We start from the raw sequence: 19748 nt of genomic DNA on the forward strand, positions 1-19748 counted from the left end.
AACAAAATTTATTATCTTTGGATATACTTAAATTAGAGGTGATAAAATGATACGTTTCGAAAAAATTACTACAAAAAACGTCTATACCGTCTGTCAGCTCAGTAGGACTCTTTCTGACAACCATAAAAAGATGGTAGCAGACAATGCTTATTCCTTGGCACAAGCCTATGTAACACCCAAAGCCGAGCCAAGAGCCATCTATAAAGATGATCAACCAGTCGGATTTATCATGATGCACTATGGTATTGAAGACGACGAGCCAGGTGGAGAGGACCAAGCCTACCTATGGAGGTTAATGATTGCCACAGAACACCACGGCAAAGGCTACGGAAAAGCAGCAATGCAGATCGTTTTTGACGAAGTAATAAAGCACGGCTACTCAGAGCTTATAACTTCTTGTGGTCAAGGCGAAGGTAGTCCGCTAGAGTTTTACAAAACCTTAGGATTTGAAGAAACCGGCGACATCGAACATAATGAACTTGTTCTTAAGGTAAAATTAATTCACACATAGCATGTAGCAGCAAAAAAAGATAACCATGCTTTAAAAGTATGGTTATCTTTTTTTATTCCATTAAATCCTAATTTGAGTCACAGACCCATCTCACAGCACTTTACGCTAGGTATTCTGATTTTAAGATCGACATTACATGAATTGACATATACTGATCCGTCAGTTTCACACAGTTTCTCAATGTACCTTCAATAACGAATCCCATATCCAGATACATGGCAGTCGCATATTGATTGTGTACCCTGACATCCAACCATAACCTGTTCACCTTAAGCGTATTGAAAGCCAGTTCTTTGACAAGGTCAATTGTTTCTCTTCCATAGCCCTTCTTTTTCTCAGCAATCACAAGCCTCATCAGCTCCAGGTTATCATTCGAATCTCGATTTGCAATCAAATAACCCACAGAGGCACCGTCTTCCAATCTGGTAACAATCCTATGTATGGTTTCGTTCCTAGTAAGCGCTTCTTCGTGTTGTTTTTTTGTCCAAAGCGCAACATAGCCTGCTTCAGCGGCAAGCTGTTCATTTTTCAGTACAAAATCAAGATCGGAATCGGTTGTGGGTTTCAAAAATAGTCTGGGTTTATGAATCATGTTTGACCTCCAAATTGATACTGCTCAAATTTCAACTTATCGTTGCTTCTAATGACATTATTAGTCCATCAGGAACCAAAAAATCGCAACTTCATTTTTAGTCGCTTCAATATTTTTATACATCATCAGATCGACAGCACCGATTCTCATGCCCATTTTTTCATAGAATAGATTCGCTGCCACGTTCACATCTTGAGTTTCTAAGGTCATGTGGTTCAACTGATGGGCTTTTCCCCATTCTTTGGCTTTCGTGAATAACGCTTTACCGACACCCTTGCCTTTATGCTTTGGTGATACTCGAATGTCATCGATATAGCAATAACCGTTCCAACTTTTATTGACATGTATCTGACCGATCGCTTCATCCGCTTCGACATATAAGTAAACAACACTGTTTTCATTCTTGTAGTAGTTTTCCAAATCAAGTTTTATTGGGGAATAGGTTTTAATCGTAGGTGCTACCGGTTCCAAATGATAGGTAAAAATACCGCCTAATAGCGAAGGCACCAGTTTTTCCCTTACCTTTACTTCACTTATAACCGTATTAAATAGATGCTCATTTTCTTTTGTCAGTTCGATAATCATATTGTCTCCTTGTAAGGCTTATCATTCAACTTATCATTTCTATTATGCCGTCCCTGGTTTCCCAGTGATTGATCCACCTCTTATAGTGGATACTCAGCACATCTCCAATTTTAAATTCATAATAATCGACCACCGCTGATTCAGTAAACCTGATTTCAAGTCTGTAGGTGCCCTCTCCTATCCAGGCGCCTGCAGCACTTGCTGCCATTTCTCCACCTAAGAAGAAGAGTTTTGTTTTGCTCCATTCCCCTATGGTCGTATTGATTTCAAAGTGACTATATTCGTTACGCAGTGAGAGTTCAAGTCCCTTCTCACTTAGTTTTACATAGATGTCACTACAGCCATACAATGCTTCACTTAAAGAAAAATCGCCTTCAAAATCAACTGCATATTCAGCCTTATCGGCAGCAAATTCAATCATTAAGGATTTCATCATCTGACTAAGCTCAAACGACTTATCACTAGGCGGCAGCGCCACATCGGATACTTCACCGATTAGGGTTTCAAAGATCAAGTCAAGTGGTGCCTGCAAGTCGCTAAGCCCAGCTGTGATGCCGATGACCATGTCCTCATCGGGCATGACAAGGCAGTACTGCCCATACGCGCCATCACCCCTGTAAGCGCCGTTTCTACACATCCAGAACTGGTATCCGTACCCCTGGGTCCAGTCGCTATTTACATCCTCGCCATTTGCTATTTGTACGGACGTCGCATCGGTTACATACCTTTCAGACAAGATTCTTTTTCCATTAAATACGCCCTTGTTTAAGTAGAGCTGCCCAAAAGCCGCGATATCCTCTACATTGATCATCAGCCCAAAACCGCCGGCGCTTATCCCCTGTGGGCTTTGATGCCAGTGGTGCTCTCTAATGCCGAGAGGTTCAAAGAGTCTAGGCTCAAGGTAGGCTTCAAGGGTGGTACCACTCACCTTTTGCAAAATGGCAGATAAGATATAGGTTCCCAGTGTGTTGTACATAAATTTGGTGCCCGGTGCGTGACTGATCGGCTGACTGAAAAATGCTTCTACCCAGTTACCTGTCATCATGTTTTCCTGATCTTGCCCTGCCGACATACAAAGCAGGTGTCTGATCGTCAAGTCATCTGTATAGGTTCCTTTTGCAATACCTCTCATCTCTGGAAAAAAATCAATGACTTTATCATCCAGTGAAAGAAGTCCTTCTTCAACACTAATCCCTATCGCAGTTGAAGTGAAGCTCTTACTAAGCGAAAACATCAGATGGGCCTGTGCTTGTTCAAATGGGGCAAAGCTGCCTTCGGCAATTACTTTTCCGTGTCTTAAGATCATTACACTATGAAAGGCGTAATCCTCTTTTTCAGCCATCTGCCTCTTCATGCCTTCGATCAGTTTCACAAGAGCCGTCGATGAAACACCTTGCTCTTCAGGTTTTGCTCTTTCAAATCGTCTATTCATATGTAACCCTTACCTCTCATATAAGTAAAACATGTGTTACCTATCAAACGGTGACAATACATTTATCATTTGACCCGTATGATATATAATAAAGCATATGATTTTTACAGTGTAATGTCAAAATAAAAAAGGAGATTCCTATGGCTATTTGGAACCCATGGAAAGGATGTCACAAGCTTAGCGAAGGATGTGTGAACTGCTTTATCCATCGCTCAGACGAAAATAAGGGCATCGATACCAATACCATCTATAAAACCGATGAGTTTGCAAAAATCATCAAGAAAAACAAACATGGACAGTACCTTATAAAAAGCGGTGAGTTTGTCTATGTTTGCTTTAGGGGAGACTTTCTTATCGAAGAAGCAGATCCCTGGAGATTAGAAGCCTGGGAGATGATGAAAGAGCGCAGCGACTTGAACTTCTTGTTTTTGACAAGGCGAATCGACCGGTTCAAAGTCAGCCTGCCAAGTGACTACCCCAAAGGATATGAGCATATCAGTGTTGGAATCAGCGCCGAAAATCAAAAGACTGCTGATTTTAGAATCCCCTTGCTCAAATCAATGCCTATCGCCCATAAATTGATCATCTTACAACCCATGATCGAATCCATCGATTTGAGTGCCTATCTGGACCAATCGATTGAACAGGTCATTGTAGGTGGCGAACAAGGTTCTATGGCAAGACCGCTTAACAAAGACTGGGTGGTATCCATTAGAGAGCAGTGTATCGAAAAGCAAGTATCCTTTGAATACCGTCAAGTCGGTTCTCATTATCTTGTAGACGGCGAACTAAAAAAAATCAATCAGCATATGCTTTGTAAGGTCGCACGGGAAGAACAAATGGATTACACCCCCGAACCTGCCGCTTACTGATGTTTTAAAATCATTAGGGTTTCTTTAGTAGATTTTTAGGGTATTTTAATAATCAACGTGTATGATAAGAAGAGAGCCTATTTGAATAAGGAGTTCGACACTAACACATCAAATAAATCTACTAATAAACAGGGGTGAAATTAATGGGTAAACGTCATGACTTGAAGATGCAAGAACTGAAGCAAAGAAAACTTGAATGTTATAATACCAAACACTACAAACAGAACATGCTTAAAAAGCGAATTGCCAGAGTCATGCGCTTCAGCAACTCGATCAGCGTATTGCTGCTTCTTATTGCAATGGTCATGGTCATCGGAACCTTGACAGCGGCCATGGGTATGGGTTTTTCACTCTATACCGCAAATCAGATAGCTGAGGACACGCAGGACACCTACATACAGATTGGTGACAAAGATGAGTTCATCGCTTACCTCGAGGATGAATACGACGATCAAAACCAAATGTCTGATCAACTGGCTCAAACCATCTTGCACCTTGATAGCGTCAAAAATCAACAGATGGTCAAATCAGATATCGAAATGTTATCCTCCATCACCTATTTCGAGTACCAAATCATGTACGGCGAAGAGGTGGTTTATGATAGCTACAAGTCCACTCGTAAAATGAATAAGATGGACCAATACAGCAACGAAAACCTCTTTGCAAAACAAGTATTCACCGAAGTAAGCGCCCCATACTTCGATAGTGATAACAATGTAATCGGTAAAGTCATGGTAAGGGTTAGTCCCGATATCATCAACATGGTCATCTTCGCATCCATCTTCTTAGTATTTTTCATCTTCATCATCAATATGATCATCAGCAAGATCATCACAGTGATCACCTCGAGAATGGTAGCAAGACCTCTTGAGATATTGGCCCTTCAAATGGAAAACATGGCCAATGAAGACCTTGAAGACGCCTTCAATGCGGTGTTAGATGTAAAAAAACCTGTCTCAGAGGTCAACAGTCTTACAGAATCCACAACCAAAATAATGAAGAAGATGTCTGATTACTATCAGACGATGATGGCTCAAAATCAAGAACTTGAAGCCCAGAGGGATACCCTAGAGAACCAAAGAGAAGAACTTGAAGCCCAAAAGGACGAACTCGAATCACAAAACGATCAGCTCCTGATGACAAGCGGCACGCTTCAATCGATGAACGACGCCTATCTAAGTCGAACCCTGAAGCTACAGAATTTATTGGATAACGTCGGCCAGGGTTTCATGACCTTCGGATCTGACCTTATCGTCAATTCGGAATACTCAGTCGCATGCAGCGATATCCTATATGACCATTCCGGTGAGGATCATGATAAGGAAAACAAAGCACATCGACATGATATTCAAGGTGAAAAGGTCACAGACCTACTTTTTGATGACGAAGAGCAGAGAGAGTTTATCGAATCACTCTTAGTGAAAATCATCGATGGTACAGAACAGCAAAGAAACCTATTCATCCCCCTGTTGCCGGATGAGCTTAATGTCAATCGTAGAGTTCAAAGCATCGAATACAAACTGGTTAAAGATGAGAATTTTAAAGAACAGATGATGGTCATCTTAACCGATATCACGCACACGCGCGAACTTGAAGAGCAAATGGAACTTGAACGTGATGTCCTTCAGATGATCGTAAAAGTGCTGCTCAACCGAGATGACTTCTTATCCTCGGTTGTTGAATTCAAAGAACTGTTCAAAAATGATTTTACTTCACTTGAAGGCGATCACTACGAAGAAATGCTTCGATCGATCCATACCTTTAAAGGAACCTTCGCACAGTACTATATGACAGGCATCAGCAATCACTTAAACGAACTTGAAGATCATATCTATCACGAAGGTTCCATTGAAGCGGTGCGTCAAATCGATAAAGAAGAAGTCTTGAGAAAACTAAATGAAGACATGTCCACCATCGAATCATATGTCGGTTTCGACTTCTTATATAAAAAAGACATGTACACCATTAACGAAGACAAGATTCTAGAAATAGAACAGAAAATCAAGCGTATCTTACCGGCAACCGAGTTTAACAACATCATCCCAATCATTCAAAGCATCAGGTATAGGTCGGTTAAAGAAGGCTTGAAATCCTATCCTGATTATGTCACCAAACTAAGCGAGAGGATGAACAAATCCATTCTTCCTTTCGAAATTCAAGGTGATGACGTATTTGTAGACTTCAACATCTACCAAAACGTGTTTAAGACCATGGTGCATCTGTTCAGAAACGCGGTGGACCACGGTATAGAAGACATCGACGGACGGCTTATCGCGGGTAAAAGTCAAGGGGCTGCCATCAGCTGTACAATCGTGGAGCACCCAGACGGCTTTGACATTGTTGTCGAAGATGATGGGCGTGGCATAAAAGATGAAATAAAGGCTGAAATATTCAAACACGGTTTCTCGACAAAAGATAGCGCCACAGCCATTTCTGGTCGCGGAGTCGGACTACCCGCACTCAAAGAAGCCGTTGAAGCACTTGGGGGTATTATCACACTGGATTCAAAAGAAGGAGCCGGGTCAAGATTCATTGTCTCCCTTCCCCTTTTGAGCGGTACAGACATCGTAACCTTCGAACCCGAAAAGTTTCTTGCTAGAATTGAATCAATCGCAGGCAACTACTTTAATACATTGAATTTTAAGTTTGAGCCTGCAAGCATAGAAGCGCAAGATAAGATCACGCTTCACAGAGTAAATGCGCTGCTTAACATGAAGGGTTCAATCGACGGCATGTTAATCGTAAGCGCCAACGAACTATTTGCAAGAGACCTGGTTGGCGCCTTTGTTTTAGCGGATATTCCTGAAGAATCTATCGACACCTATGCAGAAGACGTACTTGGTGAAGTCACTAATACAATCCTTGGGAATGTACTGGGAAGCTTAGAAGAAGAAGGCGTGTTCTTAAGCATCGGCGTACCGGTGATGTTAAGCAACAAAAGCGCTTATATCAAATATACCGATAGACAAATACTATCTGCAAGTTACAAGAGTGGCGACTACATGATCACACTCAGCCTACTCATAACAGAAGGCAATGAAACACTTGACCGCATTGGCACAAACACAAGCGCTGCACTTGATGAAGCGACTAATTAGGAGGACACAGACATGGCTAGAATATTAGTAGTTGATGACTCAATCGTGATGAGAAAGAACCTTACCACCATTTTAGAAGAAGACGGACATACCATCATCGGTGAAGCAAGCAATGGCCGCCAGGCAATTACCCAGTATGAGGAATTACGACCTGATATCGTCACCATGGACATCTCCATGCCGATCATGAGCGGTGTCGAAGCGGTCCAACAAATCATCGCCCAGTTTCCAGAGGCCAAAATCGTCATGATTAGCGCCGTAAACCAAAAAAAGATGGTCTATAACGCCATCACAGCAGGTGCAAAGCACTATATCATCAAACCGATTGAGTCAAAAAAAGTCTTAAGCGTGATCAACGAAGTCATCTCAAACGACAGTACTGCTCAAAACACCAGAAGGAATGACCCGACTAGTACAAAACAGGGTTTCGAAATCAACAACATCGAAGGCAAGTTCATCATCGCCTTCAACGAATCTCTTGACCAGTCCGATTACAGCTTGCTCAACATGGCCATAAGAGGCATCATGTTTATCAAGCCGTTAAGAGTTGTCTTCCATTTTGGTGAGTTAAACGATGTAAAAGATGATGTTCTCTATCCAATCGTCAAGCTTGCTAACGAAATCGTACAGAGCGGCGGCGAAATAAGCTATGTTGCCAAAGACAGTATAAAAGCAAAACTACAGGCATAAAGAATCGGAGTGTGATAACGTGAAACCAACGATCTATCTGATTGGTAATAATCAAGAATACATTCAGTCTATTGAGCAGTCCATCAGTTGTGAAGCACGGGTGCATAACGTATCAAAGTCCGACCTGATGGGTGAAATCTATAAAAGGATGCCCCACTGCATCCTCATCATCGCAGATGATCTGGACAGCGACGGATTCTCACTTGTCGATTCGACGATTAGTCTTGAATACATACCCACTATCTGTATTTCATTCAGGACACGTCCTTCGCTCATAAGAAGATACATCAGCCACGCGACTTATATCAGCGGGCAACAATTGAATCCTACCCTGTCTGTTCTAATTGAACAGGCATACCAGTTTACTAGCAAATACCACGACATGCACATCTGTCAGGATACCTATGATGTCATGAATGAAGAAATACGCGCAAGTTTGGAATCTTACCTCAACGAAGATGAGATTTACGACCACAAAGTACTCATGAACTACCTGCGACTCGTTTATGTAGACAATATCTTTCTCGACAATCACCCAGAATCCATGTGGATCATCAAAAAAGTGAATGGAGAAAAATACATAGGCAACCACTACCCGGTATCCTACAAGGTCGATTATTTTGAAAAGGCGTTTGAAGACAGCACCTTCTCATTTGAACCCTATAAAGAAACAGGCTTTTTCAAAAACAAAACCCTTGATGAGTTCTCGGACATCGAAGTCATTGAAGAACTGATACCAAATGCCTTAATCGAGATTTCAGGCGCTATTGACAACATCGCAAGCTTTGCGATACACGACATGATGGTCATCGCAATCAACTACAAGGAACAGGTGCGTCAAAGAGACTTGAACATCCTTAAGGCGCTTACCATCAAAATGGACTTGATGATGACAATCAAAGATAAGATGTCCGCTCTTGAAGCCTCTTTTGACTATACTATGAATGCGCTCGCCCGTGCTGCAGAAGGCAATGACGATGTGACAGGACACCACATAAGACGTGTCAATTACTACTCCAAATTGATCGCCCGAAGTTTAGGCATGGATACCAAATTCGTCAAATCCATCACAGTGGCCGCACAGATGCACGATGTCGGTAAAATCAACACGCCAGATTCCGTACTCAACAAGCCTGGCAAACTGACCGACCAGGAGTTTGCACTGATGCAGGCCCATACCGTACAAGGTCAAATCATCATCGGTGATTCAGAAGACCTTGAAATGGCTGCGAACATCGCCAGAAGCCACCATGAAAAATACGATGGCACGGGATATCCCGATAAGTTAAAAGGCGACGCCATCCCTCTTGAAGCACGCATCGTGTTTTTAGCCGACATCTACGACGCCCTAAGAAGTGAGCGACCCTACAAACGCGGATTCACCCACGAGGAAGCCTACGAGATCATCGTAAACGGTGACGGCAGAGTCGAACCGACGCATTTTGATCCCGATATACTCAGCGTCTTTATTGAAAGACACAAGGCTTTCGAGAAAATCTTCGCGACCTATAGCGATTGACGCAATAAACCTAAAAAAAATGCCGCACCTATTCAAAAGGTGTGGCGTTTTTTATGCTTCTGGTGAATCCAACTTAATTGAATGTTCTTTTTAACACTTTTTTCGGACACTGCGCCACGCACTCACCACATAAGATGCAGTCGTAGTCATAAGTCTTACCTGTTTTCGCCATCCTACTGACATCCAGCGTCATGGGACATGCCTTGTCGCATTTCTTGCAGTCGATGCAACCTTCTGTCGCTGTAAGCCTAAGTGAAGGAATCGATAGTTTTTCTTTGATAAATGCTCCAATCGTGTTTAGCATTCCCATCGGACAAACGTATTTGCAGGCCGAACGGCGACCAAAAATCATGGTGAATATAAGAAGTGTTCCTACAATCGCATAGTACCTGATAAGACCGTTAAGATTATCGACGCTCACACCCGTTTCAAACATATAGGTAAGATCGGTTTTAAAACCGACACGCACCGCATAGACATAAATGATAAGACCGATCCAAGTAATCCCCAAGGCAAATCGCAAATACTTCATCCCCTTCACACGAACCAGTTCCTTTTTCGAAACCTCATATAAAGACATCTGCATCGCACCGTATGGGCAAACATACGAGCAAAACGCGCGACCTACAAATAAAGAGGAAACGAACATGATCGTCCATGCATAGTACGTAAGCCCCAGTATGCCGTCGACGCCACCCATGATGATAAGAACCGGTGAAAAAATGTTCATGATAATCGGTAAGATAAAAAAGATGATAAAGAGTAATGTTTTTCTGTTTTTTTGATGTTTCATTGTAGTCCTCCTTGAACAGTTGTTTTAGTTGTTCTCAGTGTAGGACGCATCGGTCAATCAAACAATCGGGTAAAGACTTGATTTTTACTAAAAAGCCCCCTCAACCGAAAGGTTGAGAGGGCTAATCGCAGTTATTTCAACAGGTTCAAAAGTTCGACCTTGCTAGTGACATTTAGCTTTTTATACACATTGTTGATGTGGGTTTTCACAGTAGATAGGCTGATATGCAGCGCATCGCTTGTCTCCTGATAGGATTTGCCTTCTAAAAGACACTTGATGACCTCGCGTTCGCGATTGGTGACCTTGAACTCAAGAAGAATATCCTCGTATTTGTTCTTCTGATCATAGTTGCTAGCCAAGTAGTTCTTAACCTCGCTGTTCACCACCACAGTGATCAAAATCAACATTAAAGGTAGTGCCATAAAACCATAAGGTAGAAGATGATCCAAAAAAGGTACCTGAAAGATGATGATATCCGCCCCCACCAAAAACAGCGATACTGAAAAAATCACACTGTATTTCTTAAGCTTTTTTATATGCTCGTTGCTGAGGTACTCGCCGTTGAACCAAAAATAATAGATGATGTAGGCAAAAGAATAACCGACCAAAATGATAATAAAAAGATTCACCAAGGCGTAGCTAAAAGCGCTTGAGACTATTGCCACCAGCACATAACCTACAAAAAAAAGCCGCGTCTTCACATCCAGTTCCCTAAAGGTCATTGCAAAGATAAAGACCTGTATCTGATACATCAAGAGTCCACCAATAAACATTCCAAGAAGCAGAGCCGTTGCGCCAAGCCAAGCAGGCACGTCGCTAAGGTTTGTCTTGATATAAAGATTCAGTAAATGAAGACCCGTAATTGCAGCGATTCCTCCAATAAGATGAACAGCAGACCTTAGGAGCGCGTTTTTTCTTTTTCTGTCTATCAGCACAAGCCTGCTAAGAGCCGACATCGATGCTCCGATGCATAAGGCATAAAATATGATGATGATATGGCTCATAAGTATACCCCTTTTTCAATTTTGCTTACTTTTAATTCCATGTTAATTTCCTTTATTATGGCAGCCATCAAACAGAACTGACTTCAAAACTAAGTTTCTCTAGATTATGGTAATAATGCCCGCTTTCTGCTGTGAATCGCAGCACGGAGTAGTCGGGATCATCGATTCCATGAGGGTAATACGCCTCACAACCATCAAACCATAATAGTTTTCTAGACGCTTCATCCCTCATCACCTCGGCCTTACCGACAAGCATCAATCCCATAAAATCGTTATCCGTATAATAGTAGACGCATGCTTTGTTATTATTTAGCAGCTGCTGAACTCTTTTAGACGAGGTATTTGTACTAAACCATATCCGATGAAGTCCGTCCGTCTTTAAATTCAGCATCGCCTTTATGTTTGGATGCCCCTGCTCATCCACCGTACCAAGCATAGCGACTTTTGCGTTTTTTACAAGCGTCAAACAGTTCTCTATCATCGTATTCTTGTCCATTCTTCCCCTCCTATGCACTCATGTAGTTAAATTATAGCATAATTCAATCTAAACAATGGACCAAGTAAACAGTAAATCATAGCAATGCACAATTAAAAATAACCACAGAATAGTGGTTATTTTTAGAGATTCTCATCAACTTCGCATGCTTTGCTTCAAAAACTAATCAATCCGATTTTACTAATTGAACTAAACCTACAATTGTTGCAAAGAGAACAGCTGCAACAGGCCAGACGATCCATGTGATATGCCAGTCCATGGTCCAAAAGCTCCATCCTAAATAAATTGCGACAATCAGCGGCCAATACATCGTCGATACCTGCATACTTCTTTTACTGATAATTCTTCCTTCAGGTGAGAACTCTCCCTCGCCTAACAGGCAGTGATAGGAGCTTTGCGTCGAGCTAATCGGTATGAGGATAAAGACACCTATGCCGATTAATGCGATCAATAGAACCACCATCAGTAAGATCACAGTAGTAGAGGCTTCAAAGATTGCAGCTAGAATCAGTGGTATAGGCGATAAGATAAACAATAGCACTGATATTGACAAACCCTTGTGATACTTGCTACTGTAGGCTTCCAATTTTTCACGATAGATACTCTCCACACCATACTCGAGTTCAAAAGTGCCTTCCTTAAATGCAGTGAGTTTTCTTGCGACATGACTGGTACTGATGATGATGACCACCCCAAATCCGATTAAAGCGAACATCAGGGTTATGCCGACACCAGTAATCACTTGAGTGCTCAACTGAATCGTAGGAAGTTGAGCAATTGCCAATAATACAAGTAGCGGAAGAACCGAAAATAATATGGCCAGTGTAGCAAACGCTGCTTTTCTCGACTGAGCCCCACTCGTTTCTACAAAATTTTGGGCATCTTTAATCGACACTTTGTCAAAACCGCTGTCTCCACTATCAGAACCCGCTTCAATTTCTTCAATTTCATCCTTTAAGAGGTAGTCAGTCGAAACACCGAAAATCTCTCCAAGCATGATGATCTTATTAAGATCCGGAATACTCATGGCGCCTTCCCATTTGGACACCGATTGACGGGACACATTCATCTTTTCTGCCAGATCTTCTTGCGACCATCCAAACTGTTTTCGTAATCTGATAATCTTGTCTGCTAATTTCATATCTTCAACTCCTTTTCGTTGTTTGTAGTCAAAGTATAGCATTTATAACAGTTGCAAGCTATCAATCAGACTTTAAAATACCGCAACTGGCAGTTGCAATACACAAAATAACACCTAAAAGGGCAATTTGGAGTTACCTGCCTATATAAAAATAAATTGGGACCATGCTTTCGCATAATCCCAACTATCTTTCATTTATTGATCGACCTGCTCGCTAAACAACTGATATTGGTTTGCCAGAACAGGATTAAGAATCTCCAGTCCGTTATCTTCTCTCAGTTGAACAAGTACTTTAGATGCTAAGTTCTGATCAGCATTCAAAATTTCTGAAGTTAAAATGGTCTCGATTTCCGGTCTCATCTCTTCAAAAGAAGGTTTTTCACCTTCGCCTGTCTTCATGATAATGTGGAATCCAAATTGTGTTTCAACAGGTACGTTTGTTACTTCGCCAACTTCAAGAGCAAATACCGCATCTTCAAATTCCGCGACCATGGCACCTCTACCGAACGAACCTAACGCACCACCGTTAGCCCCAGAACCTGGATCCTGTGAAAACTCTTTTGCAAGTTCCGCAAAGTCCTCACCAGCATTGATTCGACTGATCAGGTCCTCAGCCTGTTTTTTCGCTTCAGCTTGTGCCGCGTCTGAGGCATCTGCCGCTTGTATCAAAATATGACTGGCTTGAACATCCGGTTCGTAGTTGTCATAGTATGCTTGGATCTCATCAGCAGTCAACTCAGTGGAAGCCACATAGTGTGTGATGAAAGCCTGTCTTTGAGCATCGAGGAGCAATCCCTTTTTCAGATCTTCTTCGCTATCAAATCCATTCATCTTGAGTGTCGCTTCAAAGTTGTCCTGATACTGGCTCTTGATACTTGCGATTCTTTCATCTACAAGGGTTGTCATCTCTTCAGTCACAGGTTCGACTTCTGCTAAAATACCGCCATCTACTAAATCAAGCATGCTTTGAAGACCCGCAGTCTTAATCAATTGATCGCTAAGCTCTGTTTCACTTAATGCACCCTGCTTGTAGTTCGCTACTGCCTCATCGTCTTTGACCCCTGTTGCCGTACACCCTGTAAAAGCGGCTGCCACAACAGCTACGATCATTAATACTACCAATTGCTTTTTAATTGCCATATCCATCCTCCTATGATGATTTACTCCGATTTTTCTATCATACAGATAGTTCGTGAATAAATCATGAATAAATGGATTATTTTGCACATCTTTACTACTTTCATAGCCAATCCACTGCTTTATTAATTGCGTTCGCAATCAATATGTGATATAATGATTGCGCGCGCAACTAAAAGGAGGATATTATGTATAAACCATCGATAGGTAAGTATATTTCAGCTATTTACAGGCAACAAAGTATCGTTGTAAACCATCTGCTCCATGATTTTTCGTTTGGAAGCAGTCACTATCTGTTTCTAATAAACATACACACCCATGAAGGCATCAACTTAAAAGAACTTGGAAAGCTTGTCATGATCGACAGAGCCAATACCACAAGAGCAGTAAAAAAATTAGAAGCGGACGGACTCGTTATCGCACTTGCTGATGAAACGGATAAACGAAACCGCAAACTCTACCTGACAGATAAAGGAAAACAAATCATGCCAAATCTCAGAACTAAACTTTCTGAGGTTTCCACCGTTTTGACTAAGGACATGACAGATGAAGAAATAAAACAACTCGAATCGCTGCTGATCAAATTATCCGGCAACGTTCAAGATGCGCTAAAAGACATCAAGGAGGAAAACGCTCATGGCAACGACTAAACGAAGAGACTTAACCACAGGCGATATAAAACAGACCCTGACAACCCTTACCCTACCTATGATTTTCGGTGTTTTGGGAATCGTCGCATTCAACCTTGCTGATACGTATTTTGTAGGTAAGCTAGGCACCAGTCAAATGGCTGCGCTCACCTTTACTTTCCCTGTGGTTCTAGTGTTTAACAGCATCAACCACGGAATCGGAATCGGTGCGTCAGCTATCATCTCACGCGCTGTAGGAGAACACGATACCGAAAAAGTCGTAAGGCTATCCACCGACAGCTTAAGCCTTGGGGTCGTCTTTGCCATCATCGCCATGACCATCGGACTAACGACCATCGAGCCGCTATTTACCTTGCTAGGAGCCGATCAGTCGGTCATGCCCTACATCAAGGAATACATGAGCATCTGGTACATGGGAGTACCCTTTATCGTCATTCCCATGATCGGCAATAATGCGATTCGTGCGCTAGGCGACACAAAAACGCCAAGCATTGTCATGATGGTCGCAGCAGGCGCAAATATCCTACTTGACCCCATCCTCATCTTCGGCTGGGGGTTTATTCCGGCAAGTGGCGTCAGCGGCGCAGCCACAGCTACAGTCCTTGCAAGGATGATCACCTTTGCGGTTTCACTTTATGTGCTCATCATACGAGAAAAGGTGATCTCACTTAAAGTCATTCACTATAAAGAACTCATCGATTCCTGGAAGAAGATCCTTTATATCGGACTACCCAATGCTGTGTCAAAAGTGATCATGCCCATCGGTCTCGGCATCATCACAGGCTTAGTGGCAACCTTTGGTACCACCGTTGTCGCAGGTTACGGTATCGCATCACGTATCGAATATTTCGCACTTACCCTAGTCAGCGCCCTATCTTCAGTGATACCTGTCTTTGTAGGGCAAAACTTCGGCGCAGGTAAAATCGATCGTATAAAAAAAGGCATCCTATCCAGCGAAAAATTCTCTGCCTTATCCGGCATAGTAACCTATGCGCTGCTATTCATACTGGCAAAGCCCATCGCAGGACTCTTCACTGACCAGGCGCAAGTTACAGATACAATAGTCTTGTACCTTCGCATCGTGCCCATCGGTTATGCTTTCCAAGGCGCTATCATGATCTTTAGCGGCGCGCTCAATGCTCTAAACAGACCGATCAAGGCAGCTATGCTAAACTTAGTTCAAATGCTACTGATTTACGTGCCACTCGCGCTAATCTCATCAAGCTACCTTGGTGTAATCGGTATTTTTGTATCACTCATCGTATCATATGTCATTGTTGGAATCGGCGGCCATATCACTTTGCACAAGGATATCGACCGGTTATCCGCTGAAGCTTCCTATCATAAAAACGAAAACATCCAGTGAACTTAAATTTCACTGGATGTTTTTTTATGCCTCATTTGCTATAGATACTTGATTCTTGAAGGATCGAATCGGTCGACAAACCTATTGCTGTCGGCCATGACAGGATAACCGATCGCAACCACCGAAAATACTTTGCTATCCTCAGTCAGTTCCAATAGCTCACTGATAAATCGCATGCGTTCCTCAAGAGGTGCAACCCCTAACCAGACCGCTCCTAAACCTAAATCTGTCGCTTCGAGCAACAAATTCTGTGTAGCGGCCGCTAAGTCTTGTTGCCAGTATTCAGGAAACTTCATGCGGCTTTCAGCAGCCACTACAACAATCGCCAGAGCAGATTCAGCGATGGGTCTCGAGTAGGGGCTCATCTTTGCAAGCGCGTTAAGCTTTTGGCTGTTTTGAATTGCGATAAATTCCCAAGGCTGTTGATTCCCCGCTGACGGGGCCTGCATGGCAGCCCTTAATAGTGCTTCCACCTTTTCCTGTTCAACCGGTTTGTCAAGATATTTTCTGACGCTTCTTCTTTCATTGATGGTTTTCACTTCACACCTCCATTCTCAACCATACTAAAAGCGTTTTTGGATGGTCAGTACATTCTTGCCTTCATGATATTTATATGCGACTTCGTCCATACTTTTTTTGACCATATAGATTCCTAAACCACCGATTTTACGGTCGTCCGCCGAAAGTGTCAAATCGGGATCCTCAAGTTCCATCGGGTTATATGGAATCCCTCTGTCTGAAAACTCGATAATGGCACATGCCGGGTTTTCTTCGACTTTAAACGAAATTCCCACGTCTCCAACGCCTTCTGGCGTGCTCGCATACGCATAATGCGCGATGTTGACAAAAATCTCCTCTACTGCGATATTGATTTGAGTCATCACCTTCATCGGACACTGATTCTTTTCAAGCTGCCCCGTAATAAAATCAAGCACCGTGTGCAGTTGATCCACCTGCGCAGGTAAATCGATCACTTCGATCTTACCCAGACCCTTGTATTCAAATGCGAGCATCGTGATATCATCAAATTGCGGTGCGGCACCTACAAATGCGTCGATGTTGGTTTTGATACTGCCCAGTAGTTCAGTCAAAGTCGACTCCTTATTCTCATTTAATATAGTTTGTAGACGACTCTCCGCAAAGAGCTCATTTTCTAGATTTGTTGCTTCTGTCACACCATCGGTATATAGATAAATGACATCATCAGGCTCGAGCATGAGGCTCTGCTGTTTATAGTTGATGCCTTCCATTCCTGCAAGTACAAATCCTGCAGGAGCTTTTATCCATTCAAATTCGCCATCTGACTTTTTGATAAGCGGTGGATTATGACCGGCATTCACATAATCGAACTTCCCTGTCTCAATCTCCAAAATTCCCATAAAGGCCGTCACAAACATTCCTGCATCATTTCCTTCACAAAGTTGATCGTTGGATTTTGTAAATACTTCAGCTGCCGGCATCCCAAGCTGGGCATAGTTTTTTATCAAGGTTTTCGTGATGACCATAAACAGCGCAGCAGGAACCCCCTTGCCTGAAACATCTGCGATTACGATACCCAGATGTGTCTGATCGATTAAGAAAAAGTCATAAAAGTCTCCGCCCACTTCTTTGGCGGGTTCCATCGTCGCATAGATGTCAAACTCCTTACGGTCTGGAAAAGCAGGAAAGATATAAGGCAGCATACTCGCCTGTATTTTAGTCGCAACATCAAGTTCTGCGCCAATTCTTTCCTTTTCTGCAGTGACTTTTTTTAGGTTCTCAATATGGTCCACCAGATCCTTGGTCATCTTGTTGAACGAAGCTCCAAGTTCCTCGATTTCATCTCCAGTTTCAATTTCCACCTTATTGCTGAAATCTCCATTCGATATGATTTTCACTCCGTCATTGAGCATCAAGATCGGCTTCGAAATCTTCTTGGAAAATTTATTTGCCGCCCAGATAACCACTATACCGGTAGCAACAAACATACCTATAAGTATGATATTCGTATAAAAGGAAGCGTTGGCGATCTCGTTTTGTGTATCGATCGTAATTTCATCGATCACCATCTTGACTTCGGTCGCCCCCTCAATAATACTTGCGATATCCAAAACGGCAATGTAATACCAGTTATTGAGTTCAATTTTATGAAAAAGTACATAGACAGGTAGTCCGTCAATTTCAGACAGGGAGACCCCGCTTGAATTTTCATTCATCAAACTCACAATCTCGTCAGCCTTCGTGCCCAAAAAAACATTTGATCGATCAGCATTCTCCTCTGTCAAACCAGGTGCCGAAATCACGCGGCCCTGTTCTGCTAGCAGCATCGCATAACCGTTTCCGCCCATTTGGGCTGATAGAACACTTTGGTTGATGTCTTCAATAAGAACATCAAGCCCTATGATTCCTTTTAATTCTCCCCTTTGGTAATAAGGGGTTGCCATCGAAACCGTCAATCCTCTACCAAAACTATCCGAATAAGGCGGTGAAACATATAACCCGTTTAGTTGCTTGGGTTCGGTGTACCATGACTTGTTTCTTGCCTCATAAACAATGCCATGTGGTGCTTTGAGTGCCGCGTTTTCGTCGTACCCTATCGAAAACCCGGATTCATCACCGATGTAAATACTGGTGATGATCCCCTTTTCGTTATTGATGGCTTCCATAAAGGGCAGTATGTTTCCCATAAGGTAAAGCTCGTCACTGACACTTTCAAGCTCTACATCCTCACCAAGTGCGTAGTGTATCGTTCTTCCATCCGACAACCCTTGATCCACTAACTCCTGGGCCGACTTTACCATAACAGGCATATAAAGGTCCGAATGATCATTGATATAGGTAATCGCAGTAGCGATAGCACTTAAATCCATAGCTATCTCATTCAACTGGCTATTGACAAGTTCACTGTTCTTTAAGATAATCTGTTCCGAATCTTTAATGCTTTGACTGATTAGCAGGTTCTCACTGTTCGTTGAAGACTTCCTACCCATTTGATCTGTAGCACGTTCAACAATATCAGCCGAAAAATAACTGCTGATCTGAAAGATGACAATGTACATCAAAAGACTTGATAAAGAAATAGACAGCATGATTCTTACGATTTTACTTTTAATTCCCCGTTTCAATCAAATCCTCTCCTTCCTCAAGTACAAGCCCCGATTTTTGAAGTCGCGTTTTAATTAATCCTAATGATTCTTTTACATCCCACAAAACAGCGATAGGTTCAACTTCGACAGTTACATTTTCCATTACCACTGTTTTTCTAGGAACCGTCGCCAACCGTTTTGCCCCTGTTTTTTCAAGTAGAGCCATCGATCTTGAATTAAAGACATCAAGGTCTCCTTGCCCGCAGCTATCTGAATAACCGACCACCCTGTATACTTCACCATTCGTACTGGTAAAGCCTTTAGATGAGATATACGTCATAAACGTATAGAGAAGAATTTCAGCAAGGTGCGGAAAAGTGCACCGCTTAGATACGATAATCTCTCCCCCATCCACAATGGTACCTCTTTTCACCTCTTTTTGCACAATGGCCTGCAAGTCGTCGCTTATGTATGTAAGTTTGTCATAATACCCGTCGCTTCTTATATTAGAAGCAAACCAAATCATCGCTGTCACCCTATCCTGTTCGATACCGAGCAGAAATTTTTCGCCTTTCTTCAGCAGCGTATGAAGCGTTTTTTCATTTTGAGGAAAGAACATTCCACCACGCCTGTTGAAGGAATTTTCGTTTTCCTCGAACAATTTTTCTTTATAATTGCTGATGTTTATCTCAATCTCAGAGTACAGCCCAGCGACTTCGAGTATATCCTCAAAGGTCATTTCACGTACAGTGACTGATTTATCCTGATAGGTGACAGTGTAATCGATCATAATTATC

Annotated in this window: 17 protein-coding genes and 1 pseudogene; 7 read left to right on the forward strand and 11 right to left on the reverse strand. The window is 42.4% G+C overall.

Annotated elements, in window-relative coordinates:
* Positions 1–46 precede the first annotated feature (46 nt).
* On the forward strand, positions 47–511 hold the full coding sequence (locus DWB64_RS12840; RefSeq protein WP_129488648.1) for an N-acetyltransferase: 465 nt from the start codon (positions 47–49) through the stop codon (positions 509–511).
* A 100-nt stretch (positions 512–611) separates the two neighbouring features.
* Here DWB64_RS12840 and DWB64_RS12845 read toward each other — a convergent pair whose 3' ends face one another.
* The 3 genes from DWB64_RS12845 to DWB64_RS12855 are packed head-to-tail and all read right to left on the reverse strand — an operon-like array spanning position 612 to position 3120.
* Positions 612–1103, reverse strand: a complete 492-nt coding sequence (locus tag DWB64_RS12845; RefSeq protein WP_129488649.1) for a GNAT family N-acetyltransferase — start codon at positions 1101–1103, stop codon at positions 612–614.
* Positions 1104–1163: 60 nt separating this feature from the next.
* Complete coding sequence (locus DWB64_RS12850) at positions 1164–1688, reverse strand: N-acetyltransferase (RefSeq protein ID WP_129488650.1); 525 nt, start codon at positions 1686–1688, stop codon at positions 1164–1166.
* Positions 1689–1713: 25 nt separating this feature from the next.
* Positions 1714–3120: a serine hydrolase gene (locus tag DWB64_RS12855; RefSeq protein WP_129488651.1), complete on the reverse strand. Its 1407-nt coding sequence runs from the start codon at positions 3118–3120 to the stop codon at positions 1714–1716.
* A 140-nt stretch (positions 3121–3260) separates the two neighbouring features.
* Between DWB64_RS12855 and DWB64_RS12860 the strand changes: the two genes are divergently transcribed.
* The 4 genes and pseudogenes from DWB64_RS12860 to DWB64_RS12875 all read left to right on the forward strand — a co-directional run bounded on the left by DWB64_RS12860 (position 3261) and on the right by DWB64_RS12875 (position 9299).
* The gene (locus tag DWB64_RS12860; protein WP_129488652.1) at positions 3261–3992 is read left to right on the forward strand and encodes a DUF5131 family protein; all 732 of its coding nucleotides are present in this window, start codon (positions 3261–3263) and stop codon (positions 3990–3992) included.
* 143 nt (positions 3993–4135) lie between these two features.
* Positions 4136–7090, forward strand: coding sequence for an ATP-binding protein (locus DWB64_RS12865; RefSeq protein ID WP_129488653.1), 2955 nt, complete (start codon positions 4136–4138; stop codon positions 7088–7090).
* 12 nt (positions 7091–7102) lie between these two features.
* Positions 7103–7456, forward strand: a pseudogene (locus DWB64_RS19475) (response regulator); the annotation flags it as partial.
* Between the two features lie 343 nt (positions 7457–7799).
* Positions 7800–9299: an HD-GYP domain-containing protein gene (locus tag DWB64_RS12875; RefSeq protein WP_129488655.1), complete on the forward strand. Its 1500-nt coding sequence runs from the start codon at positions 7800–7802 to the stop codon at positions 9297–9299.
* Positions 9300–9372: 73 nt separating this feature from the next.
* On the opposite strand, the gene DWB64_RS12880 is transcribed toward DWB64_RS12875, so the two are convergent.
* The 5 genes from DWB64_RS12880 to DWB64_RS12900 all read right to left on the reverse strand — a co-directional run bounded on the left by DWB64_RS12880 (position 9373) and on the right by DWB64_RS12900 (position 13873).
* On the reverse strand, positions 9373–10092 hold the full coding sequence (locus DWB64_RS12880; protein WP_129488656.1) for a 4Fe-4S binding protein: 720 nt from the start codon (positions 10090–10092) through the stop codon (positions 9373–9375).
* Positions 10093–10223: 131 nt separating this feature from the next.
* Complete coding sequence (locus tag DWB64_RS12885) at positions 10224–11096, reverse strand: helix-turn-helix transcriptional regulator (RefSeq protein ID WP_129488657.1); 873 nt, start codon at positions 11094–11096, stop codon at positions 10224–10226.
* A gap of 67 nt (positions 11097–11163) precedes the next feature.
* Positions 11164–11592: a pyridoxamine 5'-phosphate oxidase family protein gene (locus DWB64_RS12890; protein ID WP_164980402.1), complete on the reverse strand. Its 429-nt coding sequence runs from the start codon at positions 11590–11592 to the stop codon at positions 11164–11166.
* Between the two features lie 166 nt (positions 11593–11758).
* A complete protein-coding gene (locus tag DWB64_RS12895) occupies positions 11759–12733 on the reverse strand; it encodes a helix-turn-helix domain-containing protein (protein WP_164980403.1) in 975 nt (324 codons plus the stop codon).
* Positions 12734–12928: 195 nt separating this feature from the next.
* On the reverse strand, positions 12929–13873 hold the full coding sequence (locus DWB64_RS12900; RefSeq protein WP_164980404.1) for a peptidylprolyl isomerase: 945 nt from the start codon (positions 13871–13873) through the stop codon (positions 12929–12931).
* Positions 13874–14058: 185 nt separating this feature from the next.
* Here DWB64_RS12900 and DWB64_RS12905 point away from each other — a divergent pair, with 185 nt between their 5' ends.
* Both DWB64_RS12905 and DWB64_RS12910 read left to right on the forward strand, forming a co-directional pair.
* Complete coding sequence (locus tag DWB64_RS12905; RefSeq protein WP_129488660.1) at positions 14059–14520, forward strand: MarR family winged helix-turn-helix transcriptional regulator; 462 nt, start codon at positions 14059–14061, stop codon at positions 14518–14520.
* The gene (locus tag DWB64_RS12910; protein ID WP_129488661.1) at positions 14507–15886 is read left to right on the forward strand and encodes an MATE family efflux transporter; all 1380 of its coding nucleotides are present in this window, start codon (positions 14507–14509) and stop codon (positions 15884–15886) included. The genes DWB64_RS12905 and DWB64_RS12910 overlap by 14 nt, the downstream gene beginning before the upstream one ends.
* 38 nt (positions 15887–15924) lie before the next feature.
* On the opposite strand, the gene DWB64_RS12915 is transcribed toward DWB64_RS12910, so the two are convergent.
* The 3 genes from DWB64_RS12915 to DWB64_RS12925 are packed head-to-tail and all read right to left on the reverse strand — an operon-like array spanning position 15925 to position 19741.
* The gene (locus tag DWB64_RS12915) at positions 15925–16425 is read right to left on the reverse strand and encodes a nitroreductase family protein (RefSeq protein WP_129488662.1); all 501 of its coding nucleotides are present in this window, start codon (positions 16423–16425) and stop codon (positions 15925–15927) included.
* 24 nt (positions 16426–16449) lie between these two features.
* The gene (locus DWB64_RS19480) at positions 16450–18990 is read right to left on the reverse strand and encodes a SpoIIE family protein phosphatase (protein WP_129488663.1); all 2541 of its coding nucleotides are present in this window, start codon (positions 18988–18990) and stop codon (positions 16450–16452) included.
* A complete protein-coding gene (locus tag DWB64_RS12925) occupies positions 18974–19741 on the reverse strand; it encodes a hypothetical protein (RefSeq protein ID WP_129488664.1) in 768 nt (255 codons plus the stop codon). Before DWB64_RS12925 ends, DWB64_RS19480 begins: the two co-directional genes overlap by 17 nt.
* Positions 19742–19748 lie beyond the last annotated feature (7 nt).

Source organism: Fusibacter sp. A1 (assembly GCF_004125825.1).
GTDB lineage: Bacteria > Bacillota > Clostridia > Peptostreptococcales > Acidaminobacteraceae > QQWI01.

Excerpts from the sequence above, each read along its gene's own strand:
- DWB64_RS12880 (WP_129488656.1), bottom strand. The coding sequence starts at position 10,092 with ATGAAACATCAAAAAAACAGAAAAACATTACTCTTTATCATCTTTTTT.
- DWB64_RS12885 (WP_129488657.1), bottom strand. The coding sequence starts at position 11,096 with ATGAGCCATATCATCATCATATTTTATGCCTTATGCATCGGAGCATCG.
- DWB64_RS12860 (WP_129488652.1), top strand. The coding sequence starts at position 3,261 with ATGGCTATTTGGAACCCATGGAAAGGATGTCACAAGCTTAGCGAAGGA.
- DWB64_RS12925 (WP_129488664.1), bottom strand. The coding sequence starts at position 19,741 with ATGATCGATTACACTGTCACCTATCAGGATAAATCAGTCACTGTACGT.
- DWB64_RS12890 (WP_164980402.1), bottom strand. The coding sequence starts at position 11,592 with ATGGACAAGAATACGATGATAGAGAACTGTTTGACGCTTGTAAAAAAC.
- DWB64_RS12905 (WP_129488660.1), top strand. The coding sequence starts at position 14,059 with ATGTATAAACCATCGATAGGTAAGTATATTTCAGCTATTTACAGGCAA.
- DWB64_RS12845 (WP_129488649.1), bottom strand. The coding sequence starts at position 1,103 with ATGATTCATAAACCCAGACTATTTTTGAAACCCACAACCGATTCCGAT.
- DWB64_RS12895 (WP_164980403.1), bottom strand. The coding sequence starts at position 12,733 with ATGAAATTAGCAGACAAGATTATCAGATTACGAAAACAGTTTGGATGG.
- DWB64_RS12840 (WP_129488648.1), top strand. The coding sequence starts at position 47 with ATGATACGTTTCGAAAAAATTACTACAAAAAACGTCTATACCGTCTGT.
- DWB64_RS12900 (WP_164980404.1), bottom strand. The coding sequence starts at position 13,873 with ATGGCAATTAAAAAGCAATTGGTAGTATTAATGATCGTAGCTGTTGTG.
- DWB64_RS12865 (WP_129488653.1), top strand. The coding sequence starts at position 4,136 with ATGGGTAAACGTCATGACTTGAAGATGCAAGAACTGAAGCAAAGAAAA.
- DWB64_RS12855 (WP_129488651.1), bottom strand. The coding sequence starts at position 3,120 with ATGAATAGACGATTTGAAAGAGCAAAACCTGAAGAGCAAGGTGTTTCA.
- DWB64_RS12850 (WP_129488650.1), bottom strand. The coding sequence starts at position 1,688 with ATGATTATCGAACTGACAAAAGAAAATGAGCATCTATTTAATACGGTT.
- DWB64_RS12910 (WP_129488661.1), top strand. The coding sequence starts at position 14,507 with ATGGCAACGACTAAACGAAGAGACTTAACCACAGGCGATATAAAACAG.